The following is a 19,107-nucleotide window of genomic DNA, read 5'->3' on the forward strand; positions in this document are numbered from 1 at the left end:
GGATGGTGGCCGGGGCTCCGGGAGGCACCTCGGATGGTGGCCGGGGCCCGAGGGTCAGCGGGTCGCCAGGGCCGGCAGTGGCAGCCGCACCGGTCGACGGGCCGCGACATCCTCGACCCACCCGAACACCACCACCGCCCCCGCCAGCAGAGCGAGCACCAGCGCCAGCACCTCGGCCCGGTCCAACGTGACCCCCACCGCCGCGGCCAGGGACAACGTGCCCAGAATGGCCATCTGGTGCCACAGGTACACGGTCATGGCCCGGCGGTTGAGGAACCCGACGACCCCGGCGAGGCGCGGCCGGTCCCGCAGCGGGTCGGCGCGCGGGGCGACGCGGAACATCAGCAGCACCACGGCCGCCGACCACAGCACGTTGCCGACCGGGATGTCGTTGAGGTCGAAGCCCCGGGGCCCGGGGTGGGTGGCGATCCAGCAGAGCCCGGCCGCCGCGAGCACCCCGGCCAGGGCGAAGAACGCCTTCCGGGGTACCGCGCGCAGCAGCCCGTCGTGGTGGGCGAAGCCGAGCAGCCAGCAGGTGCCGTACAGGGCGACGTCCCACAGTTCCGACGGGACGGACCCGCCCCGCGCGCCGATCGCGGAGAACACCAGGAGCAGCGCGAACGGTGTGAGCAGGGTCGGCACCGGGTACCGGCGCAGGACCCGGAGCAGGACGGGGGAGAGCAGCAGGAACCACAGGTACACCCGGATGTACCAGATCATGCTCAGGGCCGGGGCCAGCACGCCCGCGACGTGCGGGTCGCGCAGCGGGAGCAGCCACCAGAGCAGCGACCAGGCCGACTCGCCGCCGAACACCATCACGGTCACCCCGACGGCGGCGAGCGCCCACACCGGGGGCAGCAGCCGACGGAGCCGGCGGCCGAGCACCGCCCCGGTGGGGGCGCGGTCCAGCGACGCGGCGGTCAGGGCCCCGGCCAGGGCGAACATCATGCCCATCGCCGGGAAGGCGACGGTGAGCCAGGCCCAGCCCATGCTGTGGTACAGCACCACCCGCGTGAGCGCGGCCGCGCGCAACAGGTCGACATATCCTGAACGCATACCCGCACCGTGCCCGCCGAACCTGGGCGCAAACTAGGAACAAGGTCAACATCGGGTAAGGCCCCGATCACGGGGTACGGGGCGACCTGCGGAAACGTCAGCCCCGGAGGAACGCGAGCACCGCCAGTACCCGTCGATGGTCGTCCTCCGCCTGGGGCAGGTCCAGCTTCGTGAGGATGTTGTTGATGTGCTTGGCCACGGCCGCGTCGCTGACCACGAGCGCCCGCGCGATGGCCGCGTTGGACCGGCCCTCGGCGATCAGGGCCAGCACCTCGCGTTCCCGGGCGGTCAGCCGCTGGAGCGGGTCCCGGCGCGCGCCGAGCATCTGGAGCACCACCTCGGGGTCCACCACGGTCCCGCCGGCGGCGACCCGGCCCACGGCGTCGGCGAACTCGGTGACGTCCCCGACCCGGTCCTTGAGCAGGTAGCCGACCCCGACCCCGCGCCGGGAGTCCAGCAGCTCGCTCGCGTAGGTCTGCTCCACGTACTGGCTGAGCACCAGCACCGCGAGTCCCGGCCGGGCGGCGCGGAGGGCCACGGCGGCGCGCAGCCCCTCGTCGGTGAACCCGGGCGGCATCCGCACGTCGGTGACGACGATGTCGGGCTCGGTCCGCTCGACGGCCCGGACCAGGTCGGCGGCGTCCCCGACGGCGGCGGGCACGGTGTGGCCGAACCGTTCGAGGAGGCTGACGAGGCCGGCGCGCAGCAGCACGGAGTCCTCGGCGACGACGACCCGCAACGACCGCCGCCCGGGCCCCGACCCGCTCCCGGCCCCCGCCCACATCCTGCCCGGGGCACCGTCTACTCCACCAGGCACGACAGCTCCGCTCTGACCACGGTCGGCCCGCCGGTCGGGCTCGTCACGGTCAGTGTGCCGTTCGCGGCGGCGGCCCGGTCGGCGAGCCCCGCCAGTCCACTGCCGGCGGTGACGTCCGCGCCGCCCACCCCGTCGTCGCTGATCTCCAGCACCAGCCGGTCCCCGGCGACCCGGCCCCGGACGACGGCCCGCCCGGCCCGGCTGTGCTTGGCGACGTTGGCCAGGGACTCGGTGATCACGAAGTACGCGGCGGCTTCCACGGACGCGGGCAGCCGGCCGTCGAGGACCAGGTCCACCGTCACCGGGACCGGGGAGCGGCCCGCCACGTCGGCGGCGGCGGCCGGCAGCCCCCGGTCGGTGAGGATCTGCGGGTGCACGCCCCGGATGAGTTCGCGCAGCTCGGCGAGGGCGAGTTTGGCCTGCTCGTGCGCCCCGCCGACCTGTCGCGCGGCGGGGGAGCCGGGGGGCAGGTCCAGCCGGGCGAGGCCGAGTTGGACGGTCAGGGCGACGAGCCGCTGCTGGGCGCCGTCGTGCAGGTCGCGTTCGATCCGGCGGCGCTCCACCTCGTACGCGTCGACCAGGCGGGCCCTCGACCGGGACACCTCGCCGAGCCGCGCGCCGAGTTCCGCCTCCCGGGGCGACAGGATGGCCCGGGTCAGGGCGGCGCGCGCCCCGGCCCACACGGTCACCGGGTACGCGGCGATCACGAACAGCGGCACGAACGCCACGGAGTCGAACACGTACCCGTACCACGGCAGGGTCAGGTCGTAGATCATGCTCGCGACGCACAGCCCGGGCAGGAAGAACGACACGGCCAGCACGCCGAAGTCCAGCCACCACAGCCCGAACATGGACACGCCGACATAGCCGAGTTCCTGCCAGGTCTGCTGTTCGCGGACCCGGGTGCGCAGCCAGGCCCGCACGCCGGGCCGGTCGGGCGCGCGGTGCGGGTCGGGCGCGGGGTCGCGGTCCACGAGCAGCATCCGCCAGCGTTCGAACCGGCCCACCACCAGGCCGGACAGCGGGACGGCGGCCAGCAGCACGAGCCCGACCACGGCCGGGGTGAGCAGGACCCCGAAGACGAGCAGCGCGAGCAGCACCGCGGCGGTGCCCACGCCGGTGAGCACCCCGGACACGAGGTAGGCCAGGGACCGCCACGGCCAGGCGGAGGCCAGGAAGCCGAGCGGGTGCCGGGTGAGGGCCTGCCAGCCGGTACGGACGGTCACGTCCCTGACGGTAGCGGGCCCGGTCGCCGGCGGCGGTAGTGCTGGCGTTACCTCCGGGACTCTCCCGTGCGCCAGTGAACGGCGGCCCCGTTCCCGGAAGGCTCGACGGCATGACGATCACCCAGACCCACCAGGCCGAGGCGGTGCGCCTCGCGGCGGTCCGCCGCACCTTCGGCACGGGAGACAATGCCGTCACGGCCCTCGACGGCGTGACCCTGGTGTTCCCGACCGGCACGTTCACGGCCGTGATGGGGCCGTCCGGCTCCGGCAAGACCACGCTGCTGCACTGCGCCGCCGGCCTCGACCGGCCCACCGGGGGCTCGGTCGTGGTCGCGGGCACCGACCTCGGGCCGCTCACCGAGCACGCGCTGACCCTGCTGCGCCGCGAGGCCGTCGGGTTCGTGTTCCAGTCCTTCAACCTGGTCTCCGCGCTCACCGCCGAGCAGAACGTCGCCCTGCCGCTGCGGCTGGCGGGCCGCCGGCCGGACCGGGCCCGGGTGCTGGCGGTCCTCGCGGAGGTGGGCCTGGCCGACCGCGCCGGCCACCGGCCGAGCGAGCTGTCCGGCGGCCAGCAGCAGCGGGTCGCCATCGCCCGCGCGCTGGTCACCCGGCCGGCGGTGCTGTTCGCCGACGAGCCGACCGGCGCCCTGGACACCGGCACGTCCCGCGAGGTGCTCGGCCTGCTGCGGGCCACCGCCGACCGGCACGGCCAGACCGTGATCATGGTGACCCACGACCCGGTCGCCGCCGCGTACGCCGACCGGGTCGTGTTCCTCGCCGACGGCCGGGTCGCCGACGTGCTGCCGGCGCTGTCCGCCGAGGCGATCGCCACCCGCATGGCCCGGCTGGAGGCCTGACATGTCGCCCCTCGCCACGATCCGGCAGCGCTGGGTCAGCTTCGTCGGCACGTTCGTGACCCTCGCGCTCGGCGTCGCCCTGGTCGCCAGCACCCTCCTGGTGTACCTGTCGGCCACCCCCGCGGTCCCCGAACGCCTCGCCGGCACCGCCGTGTACGTCCAGGACGGCACGACCCCCTGGTCCCCGGACCAGCTCCGGGACCTCACCGCCCGGCTGGCCGCCGTGCCCGGGGTGACGGCCGTGGTCCCCGACCGGGCGTTCTACGCCCAGCTGGTGCTCGACGGCCGCCCCGTCGGCCGGCCGGACCCCCGCGACCCGCAGGGCCACGGCTGGTCGGCGGCGGGGCTGGCGCCCTACCCGGTCCTCGACGGCCGGGCGCCGGAGCGGGACGGCGAGCTCGTCGTCGGCCGGTCGGCCGGGGTCGCGCCCGGGGCGGCGGTCACGGTGCTCACGGCGGCCGGGCCCGCGTCGTACACGGTGACGGGCACGATCGACGGCCCCGGCCTGTACGTCGCCGATACCGTCGCCGCCCGCCTCGCCGGCCGGGTACCCCTCCTCGGGGTCCGCACCTCGCACGTCGACCTGCCCGCGATCACCGCGGCCGTGGCCGGTGCCGGCACGGTGCTGTCCGGCGACGGCCGGTCGGCGCTGGAGGACGACGCGGTCAGCGGCACCCGCGAGATCGGCGAGCAGGTGCTGGTCGCCATGGTGCTGCTCGCGGTGTTCTCCACGGTGTTCGTGGTCGCGTCGACGTTCGCGTTCGCGACGAACCAGCGCCGCCGCGAGTTCGGGCTGCTCCGGGCCGTGGGCGCGACCCCGCGCCAGATCCGCCGGGCCGTGTACGGCGAGGCCCTGGGCGTCGGCGCGCTGGCCGCCGCCGTCGGTGTCCTGGTGGGCGCCCTGGTCGCGCCGCCCCTGGGCGCGGTCCTGGTCGACGTGGGGTTCGAGCCGCCCGGCTTCGTCACCCGGGTGCCGGCGTGGCCGCTGGCCGTGGCGTACGTCGTCGGCCTGGCCGTCGCGGTGCTGGGCGCGGGCTCGGCCGCCCGGCGGGCCGGCGCGGTCGGACCGGTCGAGGCGCTGCGCGAGGCCACGGTGGACACCCGCCCGATGACCCGGGCCCGGTGGCTCTGCGGCGGTGCCGCCACCGTGCTGGGCGCCGTGCTGGCCGTCGCGACCCCGGCGGCGGAGAACGAGGACCTGATGCTGCTGTCGATGCTGGCGGCCATGGCCCTGATGGTCGCGATGACCCTGCTCGCGCCGGTGGTGATCCCGCCCGTGGTCCGCGCGCTGACCTGGCCGCTGGGCCGGCTGGCCGGGGCGATTGGCACCCTGGCCCGGGAGAGCAGCCTGACGGCCGTGCGGCGGACCGCGTCCATCGCCGCGCCGGTGATCGTCACGGTCGGGTTCGCGGCGCTGATCCTGGGGCAGGTGGCGACGGTGTCCTCGGCCTACCGGAGCCGGGGGACGGCGGCCGTGGCCCACGAGTCCGTGGTGCGCCCCGAGGGCACGCCGGGGCTGTCCGACGCGGTGCTCGCGGCGCTGCCCGCCGGCAGGTCCACGGCGTACACCCCGACCGAGGTGTACCTCGCCGGGCGGAGCCGGGTGGCGGCCGGCGTGGACCCCGCCGCGTTCCGCCCGGCCGTCGGCGCCGGGTCCCTGGCCGGGTTCGGCGCGCCCGACACGGTGGTCGTGGTCGGCGGGCCGGACGAGGCGCGCCCCGGGGTCGGTGACCGGCTGCCGGTCACCTTCGCCGACGGCCGGACCGTCACCCTGCGCGTCGTCGCCGTCCTGGACTCCTCGGACGAGGCGGAGCTGTTCGTGCCCCGCGCGACCGTCCGCGCCCACGACCCGTCGGCGCTGACCCCGCTGGCCTATGTGGACGGTGTGCCGCTCGCCGACCTGCGGGCGACCGTCGCGGGGCTGGGCGCGACGGCGGTCCGGGGCGTCGACTACGAGTCGGACAGCTCCGCGCGCGACGACGTCCTGGTGCGGATCTTCGTGCTGGCCCTGATCGGCCTGTCCGTCGGCTACACCGGCATCGCGGTCGCCAACACCCTGGTCATGGCCACGGCGGGCCGGCGCCGCGACTTCGCGGTGCTCCGGCTGTCGGGCGGCACGGTCGGCCAGGTGCTGCGGTCCGTGGCCGCCGAGTCGGCGATGGTGGTGGGGATCGGCGCGGCCCTGGGCATGGCGGTGGCGGTCGCCGCGCTGCTCGGGGTGCGCTCCGGCCTCGCGCAGGCGCTGGGTGCCCCGGTGCCGCTGCTGGTGCCGTGGGGGACGGTCGGGGCGGTGGTCGCCGGGTGCCTGGCCCTGGCCGTGGGCGCGAGCGTCCTGCCGGCCCGCCTGGCCCTCCGCCGCCGGGCCGTCGCCCTGGCCGGCGACCGCGAGTGACCCGGGAGCCCCCGGAGCGCACGCCCCGGGGGCTCCCACCACCAGACCCCGTCGACGGGTACCGGCACCCGGCGGCCCCGGCCCCGTTCCGCCACCCGACCCGGCCGGCACCCGGTCACGTTCCGCCGCTGTGGACCCGGTTCACCGGCCGACCCGCCGCAGCACCGCCAGCAGGTACTCCTCGCGGTGGAGCGGGTTGTGGTCCGTCCGGGCCCGGGTCGGCGCGGGGCCCGTGACCGGCTGGTAGCGCTCGAACGCGGACTCCAGCACGCCCTCACCCCGGCTCAGCCCCGGCAGGAGCTGCTCCAACGTGTGCACCCGGGCGGCCGGGATCTCGCCCTCCAGCAGGCAGACCGGGCCGCGCACCTCCGGCGTGCCCGGGACGGCGCGCAGTCGGGCCAGGACGGGCAGTACCGGTCCGAGCAGGTCGGCGGGGAGTTCGAGCCGGAAGCGGTGCAGGGGCTCGTACACCTCGGTGCCGGCGTGCCGGAGCGCGTCCATCAGGACCAGCCGGGTCAGGTTCCGGAAGTCCCCGGCGGTGCTCGACATGGACTTGTCGAACCCGCCGTGCGCGCTGCTCTGCCGGGCCCAGTAGCCGGAGTGCGTCATGGTGACGACGCAGTCGGTGACCTGCCAGCCGGCCAGGCCCTGGCCCAGGGTCTCGCGCACGGCGTCCTCGACGGCGGCGAAGAACGCGTACGGCATCGAGCCCAGTTCCACGCCCAGCCGGAAGTCCACCCCGCTGTCGAGGGGCCCCGGCTCGACCCGCAGCCCCACCGTGGCGAGGAACGGGTTGTCGCCCTTCGCGATCACCTCCACCGCCGCGCCGCCGCCGACCGGCCGCTCGACGCAGATCGTGGTCGTCTCGCGGAACGTGACGTCGACCCCGTACCCGTCCGCCAGGGTCGCCTGGATGACCTCCTTCTGCACCTCGCCGTACAGGGACACCGAGATCTCCTGGCGGACCTCGTCCTGGCGCAGGTCGATCAGCGGGTCCTGCTCGGCGAGCTGGGCGAGCGCGGCGTGCAGCGCGCCCCGGTCGGCCGGGCGGACGGGGACGACGACCGTCTCCAGCGTCGGCGGGGCGAAGTGCCGCCGGAGCACCGTTCCGGGTACGCCGACCGGGTCGCCGATCCGCACGTCCCCCAACCCCCACAGGGTGGCGATCTGCCCGGCGACCACGGCGTCACGCCGCACGGCCGGCCCCCGGTCGAACACCCCGATGGCGGTGACCTTGTTGCCGGCGCCGTCCCCGAACCGCAGCCGGTCGCGGACCCGGACCGTGCCGGAGAACATCCGCACGTAGGCGACCTTCTCCCCGGCCGGCCCGCGTTCCACCTTGAACACCGTGCCCGACACCGGGCCGTCGGGGTCGCCCTCGGTGGCGGGCAGCAGTGCGGCGATCCCGGCGACCAGCGCGTCCACCCCGGCCCCGGTGATCGCGGAGCCGAAGAACACGGGATGGGCGAGGGCCCGCCCGGTCTGCGCCGCCAGCGCGGCCCGCAGCCGGGGGTAGGGCACCCCGGGCCCGTCCACGTACGCGGCGAGCAGCGCGTCGTCGTGGTCGGCGAGCACCTCCACCAGTCGGTCGGTGAAGGCGGCGTCCCCGGGGCCGAACGGCGTCCAGCGCGCGTCGCGGGTGCCCAGGTCCTCGGCGGTGCCCATCGCGACCGTCGCGGGGGCCAGCTTCGCGGCGAGGTCCGCCACCAGGTCCCCGTACCGCGCGCCGGCCCGGTCGATCTTGTTCACGAACACCAGCGTGGGGATGCCCAACCGGCGCAGGGTGCGCATCAGCACCCGGGTCTGGGCCTGGACGCCCTCCACGGCGGAGACGACCAGGACGGCGCCGTCGAGCACGCTGAGCACCCGTTCCACCTCGGCGATGAAGTCCGGGTGGCCGGGGGTGTCGATCAGGTTGACCGTGACGTCGTCGATGACGAACGACACGACGGCCGACCGGATGGTGATGCCGCGCTGGCGTTCCAGGGCGAGCGAGTCGGTCTGGGTGCTGCCGGCGTCGACGCTGCCGATCTCGTCGATCACCCCGGCGGCGTGCAGCAGCCGCTCGGTCAGGCTCGTCTTACCGGCGTCGACATGCGCCAGGATTCCCAGGTTCAAGGTCCGCACGAAGTTCCATGTCCTCTAGATAGGTGAAAACGACCATCTGGAAGGGCAGGGAAGCTCGGCGCACGGGTCTCTCCTGTAGATCGGTGGCGGGTAGGGGGCGAGTACAGCAGAACGCCGGCCCGCCGGGCAACCGAATTCGGGTGCCCCGGGCGGGCCGGCGTCAGGGGAGTCTCAGCAGCTCAGGTTGCCGCCCGGGGCGACGCCCAGGATGCCGGTGATCCGGGTGTAGGCGTCGATCCGGCTCTGGACCTGGCCCGGGTTGCCGCCGTTGCACTCGATGCTGCCGTTGATGCTGCGGATCGTCTCGCCGAAGCCCCGGCTGTTGACCATCGCGTTGTGCGGGGTCATGGTGCCCGGGCCGTTCTGGGTCATCCAGTACCAGAGGGCGGTCTTCCACGCCACGGCCGAGTCCCGCTCCACCTTGTACGGGTCGCGCAGCAGGTCGATGCCCAGGGCGTCACCGGCCGCCTTGTAGTTGAAGTTCCAACTCAGCTGGATGGGGCCGCGCCCGTAGTAGGCGGCCTGGCCGGCGGGGCAGCCGTAGGGCTGGTTCGGGTCGCAGTAGTGCGGGTAGTTGGAGGTGTTCTGCTCCACGATGTAGTACAGGCCGCCGGTCTCGTGGTTGACGTTGGCGAGGAACGCCGCCGCCTCCTGGCGCTTGATCGTGTCGGTGCCGGTCTTCGCGAAGGCCGGGTACGCGCTCAGGGCCGCCGTCAGCCCGGCGTAGCTGTAGAAGCTGTTGCGGTTCGGGAACATCTGGTTGAACTGCGCCTCGGAGACGACGAAGCTGCCGGGCGGCGTGCTGGTCGGCGGGGCGGTGGTCGGCGGGGTGCCGGTGCAGGCGTACGGGTCCCAGTACCAGGTGCTGACCGTCGGGTCGTAGCCCGGGTTGTCGTGCTCGGCGATGTAGTACTTGCCGTCGGTGTAGCGCACGATGTTGCCCGTGACGTAGGCGCGGCCCTGGACCCAGGCGGGATAGTTGCAGCTCCCGGCCGTGGGGGTGGGGGTCGGGGTGCCGCCGCCGCACGCGCCCTGGTCGGCCCACACGGCGGCCGCGCCGGGGGTCTCGCCCTGGGTCCACCACTTCGCGGACCAGTTGCGGCTGTTGTGTGAGGCGCGGGTGCCGCCCACGTACACGGTGCTCGAACTCCAGGCGGTCGTGCAGTCGACGGCGGCGTTCGCGCTGGTCATGGGCATGATGACCGCGAGGGTGCCGACGACGGTCAGTCCGGTGAGGATGGCCATGAGGCGTTGTCTGGACACTGTGATCACTCCTTCGTGCGGCGGGGGCCGCACAAGATCGACGAGGGGGATCGACCCGGTAGAGCGCAGTCAACGATGAATGCGCATGCATCACCGTATCTGCAAACTTTGTTTCCAGAAAGGGGGTTGACACGTCTTCTGAGAGAACGCTCTCTCAGCGGGGTCGGCTCAGGGGCGCGCCACGACCTGTAGCCCGCCCCGGCCCGTGCCGCCGAGCACAACCGGAGGACCCTCCGACGGGTACTGGGTCAGCACGCCCTCCCCGGCCCCCAGCCCGTCCGCGCGGGCCTCCGCCAACGCCGTGTCCGCGTCCCGCCAGCCCCAGGCCCTGCCCGGGGGCAACGCGCGCGCGGCCCGGCCGTCGGCGAGCGTCCCGTCGACGTCCAGCACCAGCGGACCGGAGGGGCCGTTCCCCAGCAGCCACCGGCCGCCGGGGGACACGACGCCGTCGAACCGGTGGTCCATGGCGGTGCCGCAGCGCTCGCGGACCGGGCGCAGGCCGTGCAGCGGATCGAGGAGCGCGAGGCACCCGCCGGCCCCGCCCGTCGAGCCGACCAGCATCCTCCCGTCGGAGGCCAGCCCCCACACGCCGCGCACCCCGGTGTTCCACGTCGGGGTGAAGCCGCCCAGGTCGGGGTTCCACGCGTCGTACCGGTCGAACTGTTGCAGCACGCCGTTCGCGCCCGGGGGCACCTCCCCGATCCGGCCGAGCACCACGTACGGGCCGTGCCAGCCGGTCACCCTGGTCCCGACCGGTACGGCCACCGACCGGACCCCGGTCAGCCCGCCGCGGGTCACGGTCGCCACCCGCACCTCGGTGCCCGACCGCCAGGCCACCCGCCGGCCCTCCGGGGAGACGCCGACATCGGGGCCGCCCCGCCCGGCGGCCGAGCCGAGGATCTCGGAGGCGCGGGTGCCGTCCGCGTCGTCCTCGTCGACGAGGAGCACGCGGTCCGCGGGCGTGACCAGCCACACCCGCAGGTGCTGGCCGACGGTCACGGCGAGCAGGCCCTCCGGCACCCGGTAGACGGTGTGGACCGGCTCGGGCGGCAGCACGGTCTCCCGCCCGTCGGCGGCCCGGACGATCCACGCGGTTCCCGTGCCGAGGACGAGGTCCACCTTGGCCGGTGGCGGCGCGGCGGGCCGGGGCTGGCCCGGGTCCGGGGAGGTGACGTACGCGGGGGTCGGGGACGCCGCCGTGTGTCGGGCCGGGTCGGCGGACCACGGGCCGGCCACCGCGAGGGCCACCAGCAGTGCGGCGATCCCGGCGACGGCGAGCGCCGGGCGGGCGCGGACGGGAACCCCGGCCGGTCGGGCGGCGGGGGTCGGACCGTCGAAGGTCACGCGTAGTTCGTCCTCTGGCAGTTTCACCCTGGCTCCTCGGTGGTCTCCGCGGAGAGACGCCCGGGGCCGGTGCTTTGGTTGTCCCGCCGGACGGAGATTCCGGCCGGGTGGTCCACCGGCCGGGTCGGGCGCACGGGACGAGGTCGACCGGCCGACCCGCGAGGGGCCGCGGATGCTGGTCCTGAGCCGGCCGGGCGGCGTACCCGGAGAGCGGGTCTAGGGGTTCCGGTGCGGGGTCACCAGGCCGGACTGGTAGGCCAGGACCACCGCCTGGGCCCGGTCCCGCGCCCCGATCTTGGCCAGGATCCGCTTGATGTGCGACTTCGCCGTCGACTCGGCGATGACCAGCAGGTCGGCGATCTCCTCGTTGGAGTGGCCCAGGGCGATCAGGCGCAGCACCTGGTCCTCCCGGGGCGTCAACCCGGCCAGCCGGCGGGACGCCTCGCCCCGGTCCGCGGGCGCGCCGCCCCGGCGGACGAAGTGCTCGACCAGGTCGTGGGTCACCGACGGGTCCAGCAGGGTGTCCCCGGCGGCCACGGTGTGCACGGCGTCGACCAGGCGCTCCGGCGAGGCCCGCTTGAGCAGGAAGCCGCTGGCCCCGGCCCGCAACGCGCCCCAGACGTACTCGTCGTGCCGGAATGTCGTGAGCACCAGCACCCGGGTCGGCAGCCCGGCCGCCACGATCCGGCGGGTGGCCTCGATGCCGTCGACGCCCGGCATCCGCACGTCCATCAGGACCAGGTCCGGGGCCAGCGACCGGCACAGCTCCACGGCCCGGAGCCCGTCGGCCGCCTCGCCGACCACCTCGATGTCGGGGGCGGCACGCAGGACGACGCCGACGCCGGCGCGCATCAGGGCGTCGTCGTCGGCGAGCAGCACCCGGACGGTCACGGCGCCACCGTCCGCGCCCCCGGGGCCGGCACCGGCAGCACCGCCCGGATCCGGAAGCCGCCCGGCTCGCCCGCGCCGTGCGTCACGCTGCCCGCGAAGACCGCCGCCCGTTCGGCGATGCCCAGCAGCCCCCGGCCGGGCCGGTACCCGGGCTGCGGGCCCCGGCCGTCGTCGCGCACCTCGACCTCCAGGACCCGGCCGTCGCAGCGCACCGACACCGTGGCCCGCACCGCGCGGCCGTGCCGGAGCGCGTTGGTCAGGGCCTCCTGGGCGATCCGGTACGCCGACACGTCCAGGCTGCGGGCCAGGTCCCGGGTCGCCGGCTGCACGTCCAGGGTCACGTCCAGCCCCGCGCCGGCCATCCGCTCGGCGAGCCGGGGCAGTTCCGCGAGCCCGGGGCGCAGGTCGGCGTCGGAGTCGGGCCGCAGGACGCCCAGTACCCGGTCGAGTTCGTCGAGCGTCTCGCGGCCGGTCCGCTCCACGTCCAGCAGGATCTCCCGGGTCTGCCCGGGGTCGCTGTCGAGCACGAACCGGGCCGCGCCGGCCTGCACCAGCATCACGTTCACGGTGTGCCCGACGAGGTCGTGCAGCTCCCGGGCGATCCGGACCCGTTCGTCGGCCACCGCCTCCCGGGCCCGGATCCGGCGCGCGGCCTCCTGGCGTTCCCGCCGCCGGGCGCTCGTGTAGCCGACCGCCCAGCCGAGCAGCCAGAGGAACAGCACCCCGGTGGGGACGGCCGGCTCGGTCTCGCTCCGCGCGAAGTACGCCAGGATGCCGGCCAGCGCCACCACGGGACCCCAGAGCGCCTGCCGGCGGGAGCCGTACTGGCCGAGGGAGTACAGGCAGATCAGGTTCACGTACGGCGACAGCCCGCTCGTCATCACCCACAGCGCCTCGACGCCCAGCGCCGTGCTCCCGAGGACGTACGCGGCCAGCGGCGCCCGGTGCCGGAACGCGGCGCCCCCCGCGATGACCACGGCCAGCGCGAGCGCGACGGGGAGCCGGCCGCCGAGTTCGGGGGCCTTCGCGAGCCGCTCCCAGACCATGCCGACCAGCGCGACGGCCGCGAGGACCACGTCCACGGTGGGCGCGGACACCGGACGGTCGAGCGCCCGGCTGACCCGTCGCCGGAGGGACAGTTCCATGCCCCTAGCCCACCACACCGGCGCGGTGTGCCCCAACCGCCCGTTCGGCCCCGTCGTCCCGGCCCCGCGACCACGACCTGACCAGTGCGAACGCGACCAGGAGCAGCGCGGCGAGCCCGGCGGCGGCGAGCAGGGCCTGACCGGGGGCGGGGGAGGTCCAGGCCCGGCCCGCGTACGCGGTGGCCATGACGGAGCCGAACACCGCGCCGTACCCGGCGACCGCGAGCAGCATCAGCCACACCCGGGCCCGGGTGGCCAGGCCGCCGAGGTCGAGCCCGACCGCGAGCAGCCCCAGCACGTGCAGCCCGTGCAGGCCCAGCGCGTGGGCGAGCTTCGCGCTGCCCGCCGCACCGAACACCACGGCCGTCTGCGGCACGTCCCCGGTGGCCGTGACCGTCAACTCGCCGAGCGCGGCCATGTCCCCGCCGATCTTCCCGGCCACCATCAGCGCCGCCAGCCCCGCGATGACCGCGACCCGGCTGGCCGGGCTGCCCCGGAACCGGATCATCGCCCACACCATGAGCGTGGCCAGGGCGCCCGCCGCGAGGAACACGGACTGCGCCATCACGCCCCAGACGATGTTGTCGAAGGTGGGGTCGGGGCTGAAGTGCGAGGGCATCCCGCGCCACCGCTGCATCGAGATCAGGAAGACCTCCAGCACGGAGGTACCACCGAGGATGCCGACCGGGATCCAGCCCCACCGGCTGACCGGCAGTTGGCGCACCGTCCAGGCCGACGCCCAGAGCAGCAGGCCGAACGACAGGCCGAAGACCGCCGGCTTCCGCCAGGACACCGGCCCCCACCACGCGGCGTCGTCGACCGCCGCGATCCCGAGGTGCAGCAGACCCGACGCCACCAGGAGCGTGCCGCACCGGAACAGGAACCGCTGCTGGGCGTTGACCGGGCGCACGGCGGCCCAGAAGTACCCCAAAATCGTTGTCACGAGCCACCCCTTCGTTCTGTGTGGCCCCGAACGCTATGTCCGCGCGGCTCCCCGGACGCCCCCCTGGAGCGGTCGTTCGGACCACCCCCTGAGGGGGATGCGACCCTGACGGCCGCTCCGGGAGACTCCGGAGCCGGCCCCGCCCTGGGCCCGCGTTCAACATCCGTCAGTCAACGGATGTTTCCCTCCCGGACACCCACGATTCTGGAACCGGACAGATCGCCGCGACCAGCACCCGGGAGCACCCCATGAACCACTGGCTGACCCACCATCCGGTACCGCGCCCGCCCGACCCGCACGACGACTGGAACCTCCGGGCCCGGGGTGAGACGCCGACCCAGCGGCTGGACCGCAACTACAGCGAGATCCTCCAGGAGGTCCGGGTCGCGCAGACCGGGGTGCAGCTGCTGCTCGCGTTCCTGCTGGCCCTGGCATTCACGCCCAGGTTCGGGGCGCTGACCGTGTTCGAGCGGAACCTGTACGTGGCCAGCCTCATCCTCGGCGCGGCGGCCACCGCCCTCCTGATCGCCCCGGCGTCCTTCCACCGGCTGTTCTTCCAGCGCCGGCTCAAGCGGCAGCTGGTCCGGGCGTGCGGGCTGTTCGTCCAGTTCGGACTGGCCCTGCTGATGCTGTCGCTGAGCTCGTCGATGCTGCTGATCCTCGACGTGGTGCTCGGCACCGGGCCGGCGTCGTGGTTCACGGCCGGTACCGTCGGGTGGTTCTGCCTGTGGTGGTACATCGTGCCGCTGTGGAGCCGGGCCCGGCACGCCCGGCGGGAGCTGGCGGCGCCGCACGACCAGGACCGGCCCGGGGACTCAGCTGGAGGCCCGCAGCCCCGACTCCCGCGCGATGTCGATCCGCGAGTGCACCCCCAGCTTCGCCAGGATGTGCGAGACGTGCGTTCCCACCGTCCGGGGGGACAGGAATAGCCGCGCCCCGATCTGCGGGTTGGACAGCCCCTCCACGACCAGCGCGGCGATCCGTACCTCGGTCGGGGTGAGGCTGTCCCAGCCCGTGTACGCCTTCCGGTGGCTGCCCTGCGGCCCGCGCCGGATGCCGTGCGCGCGGAGCCGGGCCTGCAACCGGGCCAGGTCCCAGCCCGCGCCGAGCGCCGTGTACGCGTCGAACGCCCGCGCGTACGCCGCCCGGGCCGACGTCCGGTCCCCGCCCTCGGCGAGCGCCGCCGCCCCGGCCTCCAGCGCGGCGGCCCGGGGCAGCGCCCGCCCCGAGTCCTGGTACCGGTCGGCGGCCGTCAGCAGCGCCGCCGGGTCCCCGTCGAGCAGCCCCCGGCAGTGCAGGGCGACGGCGCGCCGGTGCGGTACGGGCTGCTCGGCCGCGAGGGTCTCCGCGTGCCGGGTCAGGTCGCCCGCCCGGTCGCGGTCACCGAGGACCACCGCGAGCCGGACGGCCTCGGGCAGCAGGTCGCGGGCGTCGGCCAGCACGGCGAGCGCGGCGGCCGGGTCGCCGGCCTGTTCGCGGTCGAGGCTGCGGGCCAGGGCGAGCGGTCCGACGAGCCGGTCCCCGATCCGTTCCGCGTGCGGCAGGGCGGCGGTCAGGTGCCGGCGGGCCAGGTCCGGTTCGGCGCGGTGGAACGCGATGACGGCCGCCACGCCGTGGTCGCAGCACGCGACGGCCGGGTCCTTCAGGTCGGCGGGCAGCACGTCCACCTCGGCGAGGGCGTCGTCCCACCGGCCGGCGTCGAGGGACAGCTGGCCGAGCGCGCTGTGCGCCTGGGCGAGCCGGACGACGTTGCCGGTCCGGTCCGCGAGCGCGCCGACCTGCTGGACGGCGGCGAGCGCCTCGGCCTGCCGGTCGAGTTCCCCGTACGCGCCGGCCTGGTTGATCCCGAGCAGCAGCCGCAGGTCGGTGAGCCCCGGCTCGGACTCGGCGGCGGCGAGGGCCCGTTCGAACAGCGGCAGCGCGTCGGCGACCGCGCCCCGGGTCATCGCCACGATCGTCAGCACGTGCAGCGCCCAGCTCGTGGCCCACCGGTCGCCGATGGCGGCGGCCTGCTCCAGCGCGTCGGCGGCGACCCGTTCGGCGGTGGCCACGTGGCCGGTGCCCCATTGCGTGCGCGCGGTGAGGACGAGGAGCCGGGCCCGGTGCCGGGTACCGGGGGCGGCGGCCGCGAGGGCCTCCTCCAGCGCGGGCAGCGAGTCCGCGGACCGGCCGGTCAGGGCCCGGCACTGGGTGAGGGTCCGGTGCAGGTCGACGAGGACGTCCGGGTCGGTGGCCAGCAGCAGGGCGCGGCCGGCGACCCGTTCGGACTCGACCACCTCGCCGACCCGGTACAGGGCGTCGGCGAGGTGGCTGGCCAGGACGCCGTCGGCGCGGCCCGGCGCGGCCCGGCGGAGCAGGTCGACGGCGACCCGGGGCGCCTGGCCGACGAGGACCGGGGCCGCGCCGGCCAGCCAGTCGAGCACCCACGGGTCGACCGGGTCGGTGTCGGCGGTGCCGCGCACGGCGGGCAGCACCTGGCGGGCCACCCGGTCCACGGACGCCCCCGCCCCGGCGAGCGCGCGTCCGGCGTCGAGGTGCCAGGCGGCGCGGACGGGGGCGGGCAGGTCCTCGTACAGGGCGGTGCGGATCAGGGGGTGCCGGAACGCCAGGGACTCGGTGAGCACCCCGGCGGCGCGGGCCTCGGCGAGGGCGTCGACCAGGTCGGCGACGGGCCGGCCGGCCACCACGGCGAGGTCGGTGATGGCGAAGTCGCCGCCGAGGAGGGCGGCGGCGCGCAGTACCCCGCGGACGGGTTCGGGCAGGAAGTCGAGCCGGTCGGCGATGGCGGCGGACAGCGAGGTCGGCGGCTCGCCGGTGGACTCGACCGACCCGTCGGCGTCGACGGCCAGCCCGCCGCCCCGGGACAGGGCCCCGACCAGCTCCGTCAGGTACAGCGGGTTGCCGGCGGCCCCGGCGGCCAGCCCGAGCAGCCCCGCACCGGGCCGCCCGCCGGCGAGCGCGCCGACGAGGTCCACGATGGATGGTTCGCCGAGCCGGCCGAGGCGCAGGGTCGAGCCGGGCCCGACGGCGCGGCGCAGTGCCGCCAGCCGGCCGGGTCGGGGGCCGGCTCTGAGCACTCCGACGAGCAGCAGGGGGAGTTGGCGCACGGAGCGGGCGAGCCGTTCCCACACCGCGAGGCTGGTCTCGTCGGCCCACTGCAGGTCGTCGACGACGAGGATCGTCGGGCCCGCGCACAGCTCCTCCACGAGGGCCACGACCTGCTCGGCGGCGGCCGCGGCCGGACCGGCGGTGCCGCCGTGGGTGAACTCGCCGCGCAGGGTGCGCACGACGGCCGCCCGCCGGGGATCGTCGGACTCCCGGACCCGCAGCGCCTCCAGCAGCGGCAACAGGGGCAGGGCCTGGCCGAGTTCGTCGCCGGCGCCCCAGAACACCTGGCAGCCCCGGTCGGCGGCGGCCCGGGTCGCGGCCCGCACCAGGGTGGACTTGCCGATCCCCAACTCGCCCTCGACGAGGGTGGCGCGCCCGCGGCCGGCCACGACGTCGTCCACCCAGCCCGAGAGGCGGGACAGCTCCGGATCGCGGCCCAGCACCAGGTCAGGAGCTTTCGCCATAGATCAGACGCTACAAGGCCCCCGGGTGCCGAACAAGGAAACCCCCAGGCAACCCCGCTTTCGGGTACCGGTCGCCCGCAGGTCGCCCGGCGTTCCGGCCGCGTGCGGGGAACCGCCGTCGGGTGTCCGGCCCCCGTTCACGAAGCGGTATCTGCCGTTCTTCGTCCTCTGTGATTGTTTGTCCAACTCCCGGACCTACGACGACCACACGAGGTGGACGATGAGGATCAGACGACTGTGCGCCGCCGTCCTGGTGGCCCTGGGTATCGCCGCGACCGTCGCCCCGGCCGTGGCCGCGGTGGACAACGCGGTGGTCGTGTCGGCGGACGGCGCGGCCCAGACCGACGACTTCATGCCCTACGACTGACTGTCCGACCGCCCCGGGTCGGTGTGCCGTGCCGGCCCGGGGGAGTGAGGTCCGGCCACTGTGGTCGAAGTACCCGGAAAGTGCGCTAGAGGTTCGCCAGGAGGGCGTTGGCCCTGGCCGTCACGGTCACGAGCAGGCGGCCGGCCGTGGCGCGGTCCTCCTCGGAGAGGTCGCCGTAGACGGCCGAGGTGATCTCGTCGAACTCGGCGCGGACCCCGTCGTCGAGCCCCCGCCCGGCGTCGGTGAGCGTGACCACGCCGGCGGTGTCGCGCACCAGGCCGGCGTCGACCAGCTCGGCGAGCACCGCCACAGCGGCCGGTTCGCCGATCTGGAGGGTGCCGGTCATCCGGTCGAGGACCGCCGCCCGGTCGACGGACCCGCCGGCGGCCGCCGCCGTGGTGAGGGCCACGGACTGGTGGAACGTGATGCCGGCCCGGGCGAGCACCCGGTCGCGGACGGCGAAGATGGCGAGCGCGGTCTGGCCGATGACCTGGCCGGTGAGCAGTGGTGCGGTGGACATGGCTACTCCTGGGGGTCGAGAGGGAGCCCGGCGCCGGGAGGCGCGCCGAGGTCGAGGGGGACGTCGAGCAGCAGGGACAGCTCCCCGGCGAACACCCGGGCCCGGTCCCCGTCGAGGCCGCCCAGCGGGGCCATCAGCCGGTCGACGAGCTGGTGGACGACGGTGACCGCCCGCCCCGCGACGTCGAGGCCGTGGGCGGTGAGCGACAGCTGGACCGCGCGGGTGTCGGCGGGGTCCGGGGTCCGGATCACGAGACCGGCGGCCTCGAGGCTCCGGGCGAGTTTGGAGACGTAGAGCGGTTCGAGCCCGGTGTGGTCGGCGAGCTGCCGCTGACTGGGCCGCCGCCCGGCCCCGTGCAACCCGTGCAACGAACCCACCAGGGTGTACTGCGCGTGGGTCAGCCCCAGCGGCGCGAGCGCCCGGTCGACGGCCACCCGCCACCGCGTGGACAGCCGCCAGACCAGGAAACCGGGGGTGGGGCCCTCTGAGCTGCTCATGCGGGAAACTGTACATAGACATTATCTCCATGGCTAGTATGACGGTCAGCACACGGTCAGCGGCCGGTCAGCGCCCCTCGGCACGGTGTC

At 75.3% G+C, this 19,107-nt stretch carries 16 protein-coding genes; 4 read left to right on the forward strand and 12 right to left on the reverse strand.

Going from position 1 to position 19,107, the window contains the following annotated elements; translation table 11 throughout:
• Positions 1–54: 54 nt before the first annotated feature.
• The 3 genes from PT931_RS28690 to PT931_RS28700 form a co-directional block, all read right to left on the reverse strand.
• A complete protein-coding gene (locus PT931_RS28690; RefSeq protein WP_456248824.1) occupies positions 55–1,056 on the reverse strand; it encodes an acyltransferase family protein in 1,002 nt (333 codons plus the stop codon).
• Between the two features lie 97 nt (positions 1,057–1,153).
• A complete protein-coding gene (locus tag PT931_RS28695) occupies positions 1,154–1,840 on the reverse strand; it encodes a LuxR C-terminal-related transcriptional regulator (protein WP_456248998.1) in 687 nt (228 codons plus the stop codon).
• Positions 1,841–1,857: 17 nt separating this feature from the next.
• The gene (locus PT931_RS28700; RefSeq protein WP_456248825.1) at positions 1,858–3,099 is read right to left on the reverse strand and encodes a sensor histidine kinase; all 1,242 of its coding nucleotides are present in this window, start codon (positions 3,097–3,099) and stop codon (positions 1,858–1,860) included.
• Between the two features lie 110 nt (positions 3,100–3,209).
• Here PT931_RS28700 and PT931_RS28705 point away from each other — a divergent pair, with 110 nt between their 5' ends.
• Together PT931_RS28705 and PT931_RS28710 are read left to right on the forward strand one after the other, a co-directional pair.
• Positions 3,210–3,956, forward strand: coding sequence for an ABC transporter ATP-binding protein (locus PT931_RS28705; RefSeq protein ID WP_456248826.1), 747 nt, complete (start codon positions 3,210–3,212; stop codon positions 3,954–3,956).
• Between the two features lies 1 nt (position 3,957).
• Positions 3,958–6,348, forward strand: coding sequence for an FtsX-like permease family protein (locus PT931_RS28710; RefSeq protein ID WP_456248827.1), 2,391 nt, complete (start codon positions 3,958–3,960; stop codon positions 6,346–6,348).
• A 141-nt stretch (positions 6,349–6,489) separates the two neighbouring features.
• Here the strand turns inward: PT931_RS28710 and PT931_RS28715 are convergent, their stop codons facing one another.
• From PT931_RS28715 to PT931_RS28740, 6 genes are all read right to left on the reverse strand, one after another.
• Positions 6,490–8,475 carry a GTP-binding protein gene (locus PT931_RS28715; RefSeq protein WP_456248828.1) on the reverse strand — a complete coding sequence of 662 codons (1,986 nt, stop codon included), beginning with the start codon at positions 8,473–8,475 and terminating at the stop codon, positions 6,490–6,492.
• Between the two features lie 171 nt (positions 8,476–8,646).
• On the reverse strand, positions 8,647–9,738 hold the full coding sequence (locus PT931_RS28720) for a glycoside hydrolase family 19 protein (RefSeq protein ID WP_456248829.1): 1,092 nt from the start codon (positions 9,736–9,738) through the stop codon (positions 8,647–8,649).
• Between the two features lie 168 nt (positions 9,739–9,906).
• Positions 9,907–11,109: a hypothetical protein gene (locus PT931_RS28725; RefSeq protein WP_456248830.1), complete on the reverse strand. Its 1,203-nt coding sequence runs from the start codon at positions 11,107–11,109 to the stop codon at positions 9,907–9,909.
• Positions 11,110–11,298: 189 nt separating this feature from the next.
• A complete protein-coding gene (locus PT931_RS28730) occupies positions 11,299–11,973 on the reverse strand; it encodes a response regulator (RefSeq protein WP_456248831.1) in 675 nt (224 codons plus the stop codon).
• A complete protein-coding gene (locus tag PT931_RS28735; RefSeq protein ID WP_456248832.1) occupies positions 11,970–13,118 on the reverse strand; it encodes a sensor histidine kinase in 1,149 nt (382 codons plus the stop codon). The genes PT931_RS28730 and PT931_RS28735 overlap by 4 nt, the downstream gene beginning before the upstream one ends.
• Before the next feature lie 4 nt (positions 13,119–13,122).
• A complete protein-coding gene (locus PT931_RS28740; RefSeq protein ID WP_456248833.1) occupies positions 13,123–14,061 on the reverse strand; it encodes a hypothetical protein in 939 nt (312 codons plus the stop codon).
• A gap of 248 nt (positions 14,062–14,309) precedes the next feature.
• On the opposite strand from PT931_RS28740, the gene PT931_RS28745 reads away from it, so the two are divergent.
• Positions 14,310–14,990, forward strand: coding sequence for a DUF6328 family protein (locus tag PT931_RS28745; RefSeq protein WP_456248834.1), 681 nt, complete (start codon positions 14,310–14,312; stop codon positions 14,988–14,990).
• Here the strand turns inward: PT931_RS28745 and PT931_RS28750 are convergent.
• Positions 14,877–17,633 (reverse strand): helix-turn-helix transcriptional regulator, encoded by a 2,757-nt coding sequence (locus PT931_RS28750; protein WP_456248835.1) that lies wholly within the window; start codon positions 17,631–17,633, stop codon positions 14,877–14,879. The genes PT931_RS28745 and PT931_RS28750 overlap by 114 nt on opposite strands.
• A 220-nt stretch (positions 17,634–17,853) precedes the next feature.
• Here PT931_RS28750 and PT931_RS28755 point away from each other — a divergent pair, with 220 nt between their 5' ends.
• On the forward strand, positions 17,854–18,000 hold the full coding sequence (locus PT931_RS28755; RefSeq protein ID WP_456248836.1) for a hypothetical protein: 147 nt from the start codon (positions 17,854–17,856) through the stop codon (positions 17,998–18,000).
• A gap of 85 nt (positions 18,001–18,085) precedes the next feature.
• On the opposite strand, the gene PT931_RS28760 is transcribed toward PT931_RS28755, so the two are convergent.
• Together PT931_RS28760 and PT931_RS28765 are read right to left on the reverse strand one after the other, a co-directional pair.
• Positions 18,086–18,520, reverse strand: a complete 435-nt coding sequence (locus PT931_RS28760; RefSeq protein WP_456248837.1) for a hypothetical protein — start codon at positions 18,518–18,520, stop codon at positions 18,086–18,088.
• Positions 18,521–18,522: 2 nt separating this feature from the next.
• Positions 18,523–19,017, reverse strand: a complete 495-nt coding sequence (locus tag PT931_RS28765) for a MarR family winged helix-turn-helix transcriptional regulator (protein WP_456248838.1) — start codon at positions 19,015–19,017, stop codon at positions 18,523–18,525.
• Positions 19,018–19,107 lie beyond the last annotated feature (90 nt).

This window comes from Longispora urticae (assembly GCF_053902585.1).

Excerpts from the sequence above, each read along its gene's own strand:
- PT931_RS28705 (WP_456248826.1), top strand. The coding sequence starts at position 3,210 with ATGACGATCACCCAGACCCACCAGGCCGAGGCGGTGCGCCTCGCGGCG.
- PT931_RS28765 (WP_456248838.1), bottom strand. The coding sequence starts at position 19,017 with ATGAGCAGCTCAGAGGGCCCCACCCCCGGTTTCCTGGTCTGGCGGCTG.
- PT931_RS28695 (WP_456248998.1), bottom strand. The coding sequence starts at position 1,840 with ATGTGGGCGGGGGCCGGGAGCGGGTCGGGGCCCGGGCGGCGGTCGTTG.
- PT931_RS28735 (WP_456248832.1), bottom strand. The coding sequence starts at position 13,118 with ATGGAACTGTCCCTCCGGCGACGGGTCAGCCGGGCGCTCGACCGTCCG.
- PT931_RS28710 (WP_456248827.1), top strand. The coding sequence starts at position 3,958 with ATGTCGCCCCTCGCCACGATCCGGCAGCGCTGGGTCAGCTTCGTCGGC.
- PT931_RS28750 (WP_456248835.1), bottom strand. The coding sequence starts at position 17,633 with ATGGCGAAAGCTCCTGACCTGGTGCTGGGCCGCGATCCGGAGCTGTCC.
- PT931_RS28690 (WP_456248824.1), bottom strand. The coding sequence starts at position 1,056 with ATGCGTTCAGGATATGTCGACCTGTTGCGCGCGGCCGCGCTCACGCGG.
- PT931_RS28745 (WP_456248834.1), top strand. The coding sequence starts at position 14,310 with ATGAACCACTGGCTGACCCACCATCCGGTACCGCGCCCGCCCGACCCG.
- PT931_RS28760 (WP_456248837.1), bottom strand. The coding sequence starts at position 18,520 with ATGTCCACCGCACCACTGCTCACCGGCCAGGTCATCGGCCAGACCGCG.
- PT931_RS28755 (WP_456248836.1), top strand. The coding sequence starts at position 17,854 with ATGAGGATCAGACGACTGTGCGCCGCCGTCCTGGTGGCCCTGGGTATC.